8 protein-coding genes are annotated in these 12,816 nt (G+C 68.9%); 1 reads left to right on the top strand and 7 read right to left on the bottom strand.

The window, feature by feature from the left end:
* Nucleotides 1–59 precede the first annotated feature (59 nt).
* From BMY53_RS14140 to fadB, 4 genes are read right to left on the bottom strand one after another with little or no spacing between them, the layout of a single operon-like run.
* A complete protein-coding gene (locus BMY53_RS14140; RefSeq protein WP_092947112.1) occupies nucleotides 60–890 on the bottom strand; it encodes an enoyl-CoA hydratase-related protein in 831 nt (276 codons plus the stop codon).
* A 29-nt stretch (nucleotides 891–919) separates the two neighbouring features.
* Nucleotides 920–2,101, bottom strand: a complete 1,182-nt coding sequence (locus BMY53_RS14145; protein WP_092947169.1) for an acetyl-CoA C-acetyltransferase — start codon at nucleotides 2,099–2,101, stop codon at nucleotides 920–922.
* Between the two features lie 32 nt (nucleotides 2,102–2,133).
* Complete coding sequence (locus BMY53_RS14150; RefSeq protein ID WP_092947113.1) at nucleotides 2,134–2,916, bottom strand: SDR family NAD(P)-dependent oxidoreductase; 783 nt, start codon at nucleotides 2,914–2,916, stop codon at nucleotides 2,134–2,136.
* The gene (gene fadB, locus BMY53_RS14155; RefSeq protein WP_092947114.1) at nucleotides 2,913–5,168 is read right to left on the bottom strand and encodes a fatty acid oxidation complex subunit alpha FadB; all 2,256 of its coding nucleotides are present in this window, start codon (nucleotides 5,166–5,168) and stop codon (nucleotides 2,913–2,915) included. Before fadB ends, BMY53_RS14150 begins: the two co-directional genes overlap by 4 nt.
* A 231-nt stretch (nucleotides 5,169–5,399) precedes the next feature.
* Between fadB and BMY53_RS14160 the strand changes: the two genes are divergently transcribed.
* Nucleotides 5,400–8,117, top strand: coding sequence for a winged helix-turn-helix domain-containing protein (locus tag BMY53_RS14160; RefSeq protein ID WP_092947115.1), 2,718 nt, complete (start codon nucleotides 5,400–5,402; stop codon nucleotides 8,115–8,117).
* A 90-nt stretch (nucleotides 8,118–8,207) separates the two neighbouring features.
* On the opposite strand, the gene BMY53_RS14165 is transcribed toward BMY53_RS14160, so the two are convergent.
* From BMY53_RS14165 to BMY53_RS14175, 3 genes are read right to left on the bottom strand one after another with little or no spacing between them, the layout of a single operon-like run.
* Complete coding sequence (locus BMY53_RS14165; protein ID WP_092947116.1) at nucleotides 8,208–9,833, bottom strand: GMC family oxidoreductase; 1,626 nt, start codon at nucleotides 9,831–9,833, stop codon at nucleotides 8,208–8,210.
* Between the two features lie 10 nt (nucleotides 9,834–9,843).
* Complete coding sequence (locus BMY53_RS14170) at nucleotides 9,844–11,007, bottom strand: acyl-CoA dehydrogenase family protein (RefSeq protein ID WP_092947117.1); 1,164 nt, start codon at nucleotides 11,005–11,007, stop codon at nucleotides 9,844–9,846.
* A gap of 2 nt (nucleotides 11,008–11,009) precedes the next feature.
* Entirely contained in the window at nucleotides 11,010–12,566 is a 1,557-nt protein-coding gene (locus BMY53_RS14175; RefSeq protein WP_092947118.1) for a long-chain-fatty-acid--CoA ligase, read from the bottom strand.
* Between the last annotated feature and the right edge of the window lie 250 nt (nucleotides 12,567–12,816).

The raw sequence follows: 12,816 nt of genomic DNA on the forward strand, positions 1-12,816 counted from the left end.
TGCACTTTGAGGACTGCACTTTGAGCTCCACGGCCAGCGCCCACGACCGGCGCCCGCGACTAGGCACGGCGCGGAAATCTCGGTTCCCGCCGCTCCACAAAGGCGGTGGCGCCTTCCCTGAACGCCTCCCGGTCGATCAGCAGTTCCTGCCGGTCCGCCTCGTAGGCCAATTGCTCCGGCAGGGCCTGGGACGCGGCGGCATCAAACAAGGCACGTGCTTCCTGCACCGCATGGGCCGGTGCCTGGGCCAGGCGTGTGGCCAAGGCCAGCGCCTGGCTGTCCAGCGCCGCACCGTCGGCCGCATCACACGCCCAGATCAGGCCCCATGCGGCGGCCGTGGGTCCGTCAAGCCGGTCCCCCAGCAGCGCCAGGCCCATGGCACGGGCCCGCCCCACACGGCGCTCCAGGAACCAGCTGCTGCCCATGTCCGGCACGATGCCCAGCCGGGGCAGGAATGGCATCAGGAAGTAGGCGTCCATCGAGGCGATCGTCAGGTCCCCGGCCAGCGCCAGCCCCACGCCGGCGCCTGCGGCCGCACCATTGAGCGCCACCACCACCGGCACCGGCAAGCGCCGCAGCGCCAGCACCAGCGGGTTGGTGCCCTTGCGCATGAGTTCGCCGGTTTCCTGCCCCAGGGTGCGGCCGTTGGCCGGCACACGCGCCATGCTGGCGAGATCCGCCCCCACACAGAAGGCGCGCCCCTCCCCGGTCAGCACCAAGGCACGCAACGACGTATCCGTTGCCACGGCGTCCAGGTGCGCGAGCAGCTCCCGTTGCAGTTGATCCGTCAACGGGTTCATGCGTGCGCTGTTGACCATGCGCAGCAGCGCCACCTCGCCATGGCGCTCCAGGCGGGATTGGGCGGCATCGCCCGGTTTGGTGTTGATCATGGATGTGGCTCTTGTGCCTGCCGCCCGGATCAGAGCCGCTCGATGATGGTGACGTTGGCCAGCCCGCCGCCTTCACACATGGTCTGCAGCCCGTAGCGGGCCCCACGGCGGCGCAGCGCCTGCACCAGCGTGCTCATCAGCCGCGTGCCGGAGGCGCCCAGCGGATGCCCCAGCGCGATGGCGCCGCCATGCACGTTCAGCCGCGCCGGGTCGGCCTCCAACGCCTTCAGCCAGGCCAATGGCACCGACGCAAACGCCTCGTTCACCTCGTACAGGTCGATGTCGTTCACGCCCAGGCCGGCACGCTGCAAGGCGCGCTGCGTCGCCGGAATGGGCGCCTCCAGCATGATCACCGGGTCGTGGCCCAGCACGCTGAGATGATGGATGCGCGCCAGCGGCTCCACGCCCAGCGCCTTGAGCCCGCGCTCGCTGACCACGAGCACGCCGGACGCCCCATCGCTGATCTGCGAGGCGCTGGCCGCCGTTAACAGGCCGTCCACCTCCTGGATGGTCTTGACAGTGTCGAAGCCTTCCCGGGTGACGTTGAAGCGGATGCCTTCATCCACCCGGTGCAGCTCGCCAAGATCGCCCTGCTCCAGGCTGCGCGCGGCCACCGCCACGATTTCCTGGTCAAACGCGCCGGCCCGGGCGGCCTCGATGGCACGCTGGTGGCTGTTGAATGAGTAGTCGTCCAGCATCTGCCGAGAGAGGCCGTACTTGTGGGCCATGCGCTCCGCGCCCGTGAACTGGCTGAACTCCACGCCCGGATAACGCCGCCCCATCTCCTCGCTGACGTAGAAGCCAAAGCCGTGCTTGGCTGGCAGCGTGGCCGGCAGGCCCATGGGCACGCGGCTCATGCTCTCCACACCGGCGGCGATGACCGCGTCCATGGTGCCCGACATCACCGCCTGCGCCGCAAACTGCAGCGCCTGCTGGGAAGAACCACACTGCCGGTCCACCGAGGTGCCGGGCACGGACGCGGGCAGCACCGACGACAGCACCGCATTGCGCGCCACGTTGAAGGACTGCTGGCCCGCCTGGCCGACGCACCCCATCACCACGTCGTCCACGGCCGCCGGATCGATGCCGCTACGCTGGACCAAGGCGTTCAACACCTGACCGGCCAGGTCCGCCGGGTGCCAGCCGGAAAGACGGCCGTTGCGCTTGCCGCCGGCGGTGCGAGCCACCGCCACGATGTAGGCCTGGGGAATTGCCATGAGGGGTCTCCTGAAGGATTGCTGGGTCAGCGCGGCGTCATCCGGATGGCACCATCCAGCCGAACGCTCTCGCCATTGAAGTAGCCGTTGAGGATCATCGTCTCCGCCAGATGGGCATACTCATCGGGCCGCCCCAGCCGCTTCGGGAAGGGGACGGAGGCCGCCAGGGCCTCCTTGACGTGTTCGGGCGCGCCCTGCAGCAGCGGGGTATCGAAAATGCCGGGGAGGATGGTGTTGACGCGGATGCCCTCGCCCATGAGGTCCCGGGCGATGGGCAGCGTCATGCCGACGATGCCGGCCTTGCTGGCCGAATAGGCGGACTGCCCGATCTGGCCGTCCTGTGCCGCGACGGATGCGGTGTTGATGATCACGCCGCGCTCCCCGTCCGCCAACGCGTCCAGCGTCAGCATGCCAGCGGCCGACAGCGCAATGCAGCGGAAGCTGCCGATCAGATTGATCTGGATGGTGCGCTCCCATTTCTCCAGCGGATATGGCTTGATGTCGCCCGTGTCCTTCTGGCGCGCGGCGGTCCGGATGGCATCGCCAGTGCCGGCGCAGTTCACCAGCACCCGCTCCTGGCCAAGCCTGCCGCGCGCCCGGTCGAAGGCGGCCTCCACCTGGTCCTGCCGGGTCACATCCACCTGGCAGAACATCCCGCCGATCTCCGCCGCCACGGCTTCACCCGCCGCCGCGTTGAAGTCGAACAGCGCCACCCTTACCCCATGGGAAGCCAACCGGCGCGCGGTGGCCGCGCCCAGACCGGAAGCGCCGCCGGTCACCACGGCGGTGATATCCGCATCGAGTTTCATGCCTTGATCTCCTGCACATGTGAAGGGTCGTTGCGCGCGGCCTGTCCAGCGCTCAGGACCACTGGGGAAGGCGCCTTCACGCCACCGGCCGACTCATGGAAGCGGGCACCGCTGGCCGCCATCATCCGCATGCGCGGCGTGGGCTCGTAGGCAGGGCCGAGACCGGCCAGCCGGTCGCAGCGCTGCACCACATGGGCCAGCCCCATCCAGTCGGCATACTTCAGCACACCGCCGGCATGGGCCGGGAAGCCCAGGCCCAGCAGCAGCGCCATGTCCAGTTCTGCGGCGGTGGCCACCACCCCGTCCTCCAACGCATGAGCCGCCTCGACAATCATGGGCAGCATCAGCCGCTCGATGATGGTGTCGGCATCCAGGGCGACCGGGCCATCGGCCTGCAGCGTCGCCACCAGGGCGCGTGCCTCCGGATCCACACTTTTCTGAGGCTTTCCGGCCTCATCACGGGTGTAGCGGTAGAAGCCGCGCCCGTTCTTCTGTCCATATCGACCGGCGGCCACCATGGCGCGGATGGGGTCGCCCGCGACGGCTTGCATGCGCTGGGGATAGCCGGCCGCAATCACCTCGCCCACATGCGCGCCCACGTCCATGCCCACCACGTCCTGCAGCCAGGCCGGCCCCATGGGCCAGCCGAAGGCCTCCATCACACGGTCGATCTCGATGAAGTCTCCGCCCTCGGCCACCAGCCGTGAGAACGCCAGGACGTAGGGCGAGATGATGCGGTTGACCAGGAAACCGGGGCCGTCCCGCACCACGATGGGTGTCTTGCCCATGGCCAGCACCTGCGCCACCGCCGTGGCCACCGCCTGCTCGGAGGTCCGGGCGCCACGGATGACCTCCACCAGTGGCATCACCGGCACCGGGTTGAAGAAATGCATGCCGACAAAACGCTCGGGATGCCGCAGATGCGCGCCAATATCGCTGAGGCGCAGACTGGACGTGTTGCTGGCGATCACCGTGTCCTCACGGACGGAATTCTCCAAGGCCCCCAGCACCTGCTGCTTCACGTCCAGCCGTTCGACGATGGCCTCGATCACCAGGTCCACCTCACCGAAGCCTTGATCGTCCGCTTGCGTGCCGATGGTGGCCAGCACCGCGGCGGCGCGGTCCTGCGTGAGGCGGCCCTGGGCCACCTGGCGATTCAGCAGCTTGGCCGCTTCGGCCAGCCCGGCGTCCAGCGCCTGGGGGGCGATGTCCTTCAAACGCACCGGCGTGCCGCGCAGCGCGGCCGTGTAGGCAATGCCGCCACCCATGATGCCGGCCCCCAACACGGCCAGTTGCTTCACCGGCTTGACCAGGCGTTGCGTCCTTGCCCGCTTCTTGACCGCCTGCTCATTGAGGAACACCTGCACCAGGCCATGAGCGGCCTGCGTCTGCGTGATCGCCGCGAAGGCCTCAGCCTCCAGGCGCAAGGCGCCGTCGCGCAATTGGGAGGCCGCGCGGGACATCATGTCCACCGCCGTCCAGGCCGCGGGCTGATGCTGTTGACGGGTTTTCTCCAGCGACCTCAAAGCCTGCTCGAACCATTCCCGCAGGCCCTCATCCGGGGGCACCGAGGCCCGCTTGGCCTGCTGCGCGGCCTGCCAGCGCGTGTCGCCCGCCGCCGCACGCCGCAGCAAGGCCAGTGCCGCTTCACGCAACTGCTCGGGGGCGGCCAGTTCGTCCACCACACCGGCCGCCAGGGCCGCGTCTGCCCGCTGGTTGCGCCCGCCCGCCACCCAGTCGACAGCGACCTTGGGGCCGGCCACCCGGCTCAAGCGCACGGTGCCTCCAAAACCTGGGAACAGCCCCAGCTTCACCTCTGGCAGGCCGATCTGCGCAGAGGTGCTCATCACGCGCAAGGCACCGGCCAGCGCCAATTCCAATCCGCCCCCCAGCGCAAATCCATTGATGGCCACCACGCTGGGCAGCGGCAGATCCTCAAAGGCATTGAAAATCTGGTTCTTGGCAAAGACGTCTTCGGCGATCGCGTGGGCGGGTTGCTCGAACATGCGGCTGAACTCGGTGATGTCAGCGCCCACGATGAACCCGTCCTTCGCACTGGTGACCAGCACCCCACGCAGCGGCGCCTGCAAAGCGGCCGCTTCCGTGCCCAGCCAGGCGACGGCGCGCCTGAACTCCGCCACGGTGCGCTCATCGAGCTTGTTGATCACGTCGCCCTGCCGGTCGAAACAGAGTTCAACCAGGCCCGCCTCGCCCGGCAGACGGGTCAGCCGCAAGTTTTGACCTTCAAACACGGTAGTTCTCCCTGTGGTCGCGACGGATCGTCGTGCCGTCCCTGTGTGAAGGCCAGTCTAGGCAGCGGCCCCGGCCATGCCCATCGTCGCAAGCGACGAATGCTGTGCCTCCACCCGGCAGGGTCGACGCCTGGGAGACACCTGGGCGGCACCCTCGCCGGGGAACACCCGGATGCAGCGCCCCGCGTGCCTGCGGTACAAGGACCGAAGGCCCCTAGGAGCGCCGCGTCCATGCGCAGCAACGAGTTCCCGTCCGCCCCCCCAGATTCGCCCCCTCACGAGCCGCCCCCCCATTGGCCCGGCGCCCGCAGCGACCATGTGTGGCGTGATGCCGTCTGCGACCGCATCGCCGCGCCCGACGCTGCGCGCCTGGTACTGGTGCGGGCCCCGGCGGGTTTTGGCAAGACCACGGCCATGCAGCAGGCCCGCGCTCTGATCGAACAACGCCAGCCCGAGGTGGAAACCGCGTGGCTCACGCTGGAGCGGGCGGACAACGACGTCCCCCGATTCCTGACCCGGCTGGCCCAGGCGCTCGCCTGGCTCGCGGGTGACGGCGCCACCGCCGACCCGCTGGCGCTGCTCGCCGCTCACGAAACACCGCTGGTGCTGTTCCTGGATGACTTCGAGCAATTACAGGAGGCCGGTGTACTGGGCCTGGTGCGGCAGATCCTGGACAAGCTGCCGCGCCGCGCCCGGCTGGTGTTGGGTTCACGCACGCTGCCGGACCTGGGCCTGGCCCGCATGCGGGTGCTGGGCCAACTGACCGAGGTGGACACGGACAGCCTGCGCTTCGGCCCCGCCGATGCGGCTGATTTCCTGCGGCGGCGGGGCCTGCCCGCGCTGGCACCCGCCACGCTGGCGCTGCTGCTGGCCAAGACCGAGGGCTGGGTGGCCGCCTTGTGGCTGGCCTCGCTGGCGCTGGAGCGCCACCCCGAGCCCGAAGCCTTTGTGGCGCGCTTCTCCGGCAGCGAACGCGCCGTGGCCGACTACCTGGCCGAAGACGTACTGGCCCGCCAGCCCGAGGACGTGCGTGAGTTCCTGCTGCGCACCTCCATCCTGCGGCAACTGGATCTGCCGCTGTGCCAGGCCTTGATGCCACGGGCCCGGCAGGCGGACTGCGCGCGCATCCTCGCGCGGCTGGAATCGGACAGCATCTTCCTGAGTGCACTGCCCACGGCGCCCGGCGAGCCGCCCGCCTGGCGTTATCACGCCTTGTTCGCCGACTTCCTGCAGGCGCAGGCCGCACGCCAGCTGCCCGACGAACTGGCACGCCTGCACCTGGCCGCCGCCGGCTGGTACGAATCACAAGGGCGCCCGGTGCCGGCAATCGACCACGCCCTGGTGGGTGGCGACGCGCCGTATGCGCTGGACCTGCTGGCCCGGCATGCCGAACCGATGCTCTCCGCCGGCCGCATGCAGCTGTTGGTGCGCTGGTTCAACGCCCTGCCCCGCTCTGGCGAGAACCTGCTGGCCGAGCATCCGACGCTGCAGGTGGTGGCGGTCTGGGCCAGTTGCTTCACGCAGGGGCCATGGGAAGCGATGCGTCATCTCGAAGCGATGGACTGGCCGCGCATCCACGACCCCGCCGTGTTTGCCCATGCCGGTGCCCTGCGGCCGCTGCTGCTGAGCATGATGGACCGCTATGACGAGGCCTATGTGATCGGCCGGGAAAGCCTGGCCCGATTGCCGACCCAGCGCCCCTTTGCCGACCGCGCGCTGATCAACACCATGGCCAGCGTGGCCGCCGTCATGGGCGAGGACGCCGAGGCCGAGCGCCTGCTGGATGCCGCGCGCCAGACCAGCGAGGGCAGCCGCTTCGAGCGCGGATTCACCGAAGCCATGCAAGCCTTGCTGGACCTGCAGCAGGGCCGCCTGCGCCAGGCGGGTGCCCGCTACCGGCTGGTGCTGCAGGGGACCCACAACGCCCGCCTGGGCGGCGGCCACAGCGGCAATGCATGGGCCGGTGTGCTGTATGCGGGCGCCGTCTACGAACAGAACCAGCTGGCGCAGGCCCGGGAGCTGCTCGACCTCTATTTGCCGCCCGCCCGCCAGATCGGCCTGCCGGACCACATGATCATCGGCCACCTGATCCGCTCGCGCATCGCCTTTGCCCACGGCGAGATCGACCGCGCCTTCGAAGGCCTGACCGAGCTGGAATACCTGGGCCACCAGCGCCGCTTGCCTCGGGTGGCTGCGGCCGCCAAGGTGGAGCGCGCCCGGCTGCTGATGCTGCAGGGCCATGTGCAGGCGGCCCGCGACGAACTCGACCGCGCCGAAGACACAGCGCTGTGGGCCCGTGTGGAGCGCCTGCATCTGCCCGCGCACCAATGCGAGGACCTGGTGGTGGGCCGCCTGCGCTGGGACATCGGCGCTGCCACCTCGCCGGAAGCGGCGGCGGCCGTGCTGTCCCGGCTCCAGGCGGAAATCGGCCATGGCGAGCGAAGCGGCCGCCAACTGCGTGTCTTCAAGCTGCGTTGGCTGCTGGCGCTGGCCCAGCAACGGGCGGGGGACGCCGCCGCCGCCCACCGCACCCTGCTGGCGCTGCTGGCCGACACCTGCGCGGAGGGCTATCTGCGGCTCTACCTGGACGAAGGCCCTGCCGCAGCCCAATTGCTGCACCGCTGCCGGCTGCCCGAAGGAACACCGCCCCTGCTGGATGATTACCTGCAGCGCCTGCAGGAAGCGGCTGGCCCGGCACCGGTGGACCCGGAAGGGCCCCTGGGCATGGCGGGCATGCCGCTGCCGGACCTGGCGGAACCGCTTACGCGCAAGGAGATCCGCATCCTGGAGTTGCTGGCCGAGGGTTATTCCAACAACGCGATGGCGGAGAAGCTGTTTGTCTCCGACAGCACGGTGCGCACCCATCTGCGCAACATCAACCAGAAACTCGGCGCGAAGAGCCGCACGCAGGCGGTGGCCCTGGCGCGGCGGCTCGGCGTGGTGGGTTAAGGAACCCCTGGGTCACCGCGGTTCGCGGGAGTGATGCAGAGGTTCCTCAGGGAACCTCTGAGAGCGCGGGCACCAGGCACCGCGCGGCGTTCAGGCCGCCGTGCGGATCAGGTCCGCCGCCTTCTCGGCAATGGCGATCACCGGGGCGTTGGTGTTGCCGGACACCAGCGTCGGCATGATGGAGGCATCCACCACCCGCAGGCTGCGCACGCCGTGCACCCGCAACTGTGCATCGACCACGTCGCCCCTGGAAGGGTCGGGCCCCATGCGGCAGGTGCCCGCCGGGTGGTAGCAGGTGTCGCTGCGCTGGCGCAGCTGTTGGCGGATCTCGTCGTCACTGCGGGCGTGGGCGCTGAACAGCTCTTCATGGTGCCGGGCATGCCGCCGGGATCGCAGGGCCGGCATGTCCATCAGCGCACGTGTCAGCTTGACGCCCGCCACCATGTCATCCAGGTCGCGCGGGTCCCGGTAGAAGGCCGGGTCGATGCTGGGCGCGGCCAACGGATCCGGTCCGGCGAGCTTCACACTACCCCGGCTGCGTGGCCGCAGCAGGCAGACGTGGCAGGAATAGCCATGCGCCGCATGCAGCTTGCGCGCATGGTCCTCGGCAATGCCCAGGATGAAATGAAGCTGAAGGTCGGGGGTCGCCAGCTCTGGACGACTGCGCAGGAAGGCCCCCGCCTCGGCATAGTTGCTGGTGACGGCCCCCACGCGAGCACGGCGATAGCGTCGGATCTCGCGCCAGAGACGCCACAGCCCGGCGGGGCTCAGCCCCATCAGATCCAGGCTGGGAGCCCGATAGGCGAGGATGAAGTCTGGATGGTCCTGAAGATGCTCACCCACCCCCGGCAGGTCCACCACCGGCGCCACGCCCTGCTGGCGCAGATGTTCGCCGGGCCCGATGCCTGACAGCATCAGCACCTGCGGCGATTGCAGAGCCCCTGCGCACAGCACCACTTCACGCTGTGCCAGCAGGCGCTGTACGGCACCGGTGGCCAGGTCCCGCACCTCCGCGCCTACCACCCGCCCCTGCTCGACCAGCAGCCGCAACACCTGCACGCCGGTGCGCACCTCCAGGTTGCGCCGTGGCCTTGCGCCGCCGGGCAGGTGGGGGAACAAATAAGCACGCGCGGCACTCCAGCGTTCACCGTGTTTCTGGGTGACCTGGAACAGGCCCACCCCCTCCTGCGCCTCGCCGTTGAAGTCGTCCCGCACCGGGTGGCCGGCCTCCCGGCCCGCCTGCAGGAAGACCTGCTGGAAGGGATTGCCGGTCCGCAGCGCAGCCACATTCAGCGGCCCGCCCTGGCCATGCCAGGCGTCGTTGAACTGCTCGTTGTGCTCTGAACGGCGAAAGTACGGCAGCAGGTCCGGCCAGCTCCAGCCGGGGTTGCCCAGCGCGGCCCATTGGTCGTAGTCCTGATGCTGCCCCCGGATGTAGATCATGCCGTTGATGGCGGAGCTGCCACCCAGCGCCTTGCCTCGCGGCTGGTAGCCACGGCGGCCATCCAGACCCGCCTGCGGCACCGTCTCGAATGCATGGTTGTTGAGCTTGCGCGGCAGCATGAGCCCGGTGGCGGCCGGCGTCTGCACCAGCCAGCCACGCCCGTCCCCGCCCATCTCCAGCAGCATCACCTGGCAGGCGGGATCCTCACTCAGCCGCGCTGCCAGCACGCAGCCCGCCGAGCCGCCGCCGACGATCAGGACATCGATTCCCATGCGCCTCTCCTCAAAGCGACCGGGCGATCACTTCCTTCATGATCTCGCTGGCGCCACCGTAGATGCGCTGCACCCGGGCGTCGGAGAACATGCGGGCGATCGGGTATTCGTTCATGTAGCCATAACCGCCGAACATCTGCAGGCAGTCGTCGATAACCCGGCCCTGGGCCTCGCTCGCCCAGAGCTTGGCCATGGAGGCAGTCGCCGTGTCCAGCGTGCCGGCCACGAGCTGCTGCACGCAGTCGTCAATGAAAGAGCGGCCGACGCGCAGCGTGGTGGCCACCTCGGCCAGCTTGAAGCGGGTGTGCTGCAGCGCCGCCAACGGCGCGCCAAAGGCCTGGCGCTCCTGCACGTAGGCCAGGGTCTGCGCATAGGCGCCTTCCATGGCGGCCAGGGCCAGCACGCCGATGATCAGCCGCTCATACGGCAGGTCGCTCATCAGCTGATAGAAGCCCTGGCCTTCGCGCCCCCCCAGCAGGTGGTCCTCCGGCACAAAGACATCGTCGAAAAACAGCTCGGACGTGTCCTGCGCCTTCATGCCGATCTTGTCCAGCACCCGGCCCACCCGGAAGCCCGCGCACGCGTCGGTTTCCACCACCAGGATCGACGTGCCTTTGGCGCCAGGCGTTGCCGAGGTCCGTGCCACCACCAGCACCAGGCCGGCCAGGAAACCGTTGGTGATGAAGGTCTTGGAGCCGTTGATGCGGTAACCGGGCTCACCCCCCCGCTCCCCTCGCTCTGCGCGGGTGCGGATGGCTTGCAGGTCGGATCCGGCGCCGGGTTCGGTCATGGCGATGGCACCCACCAGTTGGCCGCTCACCATGCGCGGCAACCAGCGCGCCTTTTGTGCCTCGGTGCCGTGGTTCAGCAGGTAGTGCGCCACGATGGTGTGCACCGATGCGCCCAACCCGGTGAGTGCGCGTCGCGCCATCTCCTCGTAGAACACGGCCTCGTGGCGGAAATCTCCGCCCGCGCCGCCATACTGTTCCGGAATGTCCGCACACAGGAAGCCCAGCTCCCCGCAGCGACGCCACAGGGCGTGGCCCACATGGCCCCGATGCCGCGCCGCCTCGTCCTGCGGCAGCATCTCGGCCTCGATGAACCTGGCAGCGGCATCCCGGTAGGCGGCCAGGTCCGGGTCGGACCAGGCGCGCTTGAGCAGATCGAGCGCCATCGTCAGTTCACCCGGCGGTCGCGGCCGGCCCAGAAGGGCTCGCGCAGCACGAACTTCTGCAGCTTGCCGGCGGGCGACAGTGGCAACTCGGTGCGGAACTCCACACTGCGCGGCACCTTGTAGCCGGCAATATGGTCACGGCAGAACGTGATCAAGGCGGTTTCTTCCAGGGCTGCCCCCGGGCGCAGCACCACCACCGCATGCACACGCTCCCCCCAGCGCTCATCGGGCACACCGATCACCGCCGACATGGAGACCGACGGATGCAAGGCAATGGCATTCTCCACCTCGGCGGAATACACGTTTTCACCGCCGCTGACGATCATGTCCTTGATGCGGTCCACGACATGTACATAACCGTCCTCGTCAATAAAACCGCCATCACCCGTGTGCATCCACCCGTTGCGCAGGGCCTGGGCAGTTTCTTCCGGCCGGTTCCAGTAGCCCCGCATCACCATCGGCCCCCGGGCGACGATTTCTCCGACCTGCCCGGCCGGCAGCTCCTGGTCCTCGGCATCCACGATGCGCACCTCGGCAATCGCCACCGGCCGGCCCGCCGAACGCAGGCGTCGGGCCTGCTGCGCGCCAGGCAGGTGATCACTGGCCGAGAGCACGCAAATGGTGGGCGCCAGCTCGGTCATGCCGTAGGCCTGGCTGAACTGGGCGCCGGGCCAGGCGTCCATGGCCTGGGCCAGCAGCGTTGCATCGATGGGCGCGGCGCCATACAGCATCACGGCAAAACGCGGGAAGCGGAAATCACCAAAGCGCGGATGTTCGACCAGGCGCTTGATCATGGACGGCACCAGAAAGGTCTCGGTCACCCCTTCCCCCTGCATGGCTTCGAAGATGGCCACCTCGTCGAAGAAGGGAATGACCACCTGTGTCACCAGCCGCTGCATCATCTGCAGCGACAGCCCGCAGCCCCCCACATGAAAGAACGGCGCCACCACCATGCCCACGCCGCGCTCCGGCCGGGGCACGGCCGCGGCGGCACACAGGCCGTTCAGATAGAGATTGGCATGGCTCAGCATCACCCCCTTGGGCCGGCCGGTGGTGCCGCCGGTGTACATCACGGCCGCCAGGTGGTCACCCCCAAAGCGGCCATCCTCCACCGGCGTGGCGGCTTCCAGCAGGGCCTCATAGGAAAGCAGGCCCTCGGGCGTGGGGCCGTCTCCGCAGTAGATGACCGTCGCCAGCGACGATGACTGTTGACGCAGTGCAGCAATCATGGGTGCGAAGCTGCGGTCCACCAACAGCACGCGGGTGTCGCAGTCGTCCAGCGAATAGGCGATCTCCCCGGGCGTCCAGCGGACATTCACCGGATTGATGACAGCGCCCGACCACCAGCAGCCATAGAGGAACTCGACCGAACGGGCGGAATTCAGTGCCAGCAGCCCCACCCGGTCTCCGGGCGCCACGCCCAGTTGCTTCAGCGCGCCGGCCAGGCGCGCCACACGTTCGGTAAAGCGCCGGAAGCTCAGGCGCTCGGCGCCGCAGATGACCGCGTCGCGATCGGGCTGCTCCCGAAGCGCCTTGTGCAATGCCTGCGTCAGATGCATGACCTTGTCTCCTGACCGGTCTCGACAGGACCGTTGTTGTGATGTCCAGCATCGGTGCCAAGGGCGATCCCGGCCATCGTCCGAAGCGACGAAAGTCAGGCGGTGTACGCAAGACCACCGCCTCGGGGTGGCCACCCAAAATCGTCGCTTCTGACGAGGGTCGTCCCCGAGACGCGGGCTTACCGTTCCCGGGCCGCGTTGATGCACGCCTTCCTGGCGCGGCCCTGGCCCTGGCTGCCGGCGACACATG

The sequence above is a fragment of the Roseateles sp. YR242 genome (assembly GCF_900109745.1).
In the GTDB taxonomy this organism is placed as follows: Bacteria; Pseudomonadota; Gammaproteobacteria; order Burkholderiales; family Burkholderiaceae_C; genus Roseateles.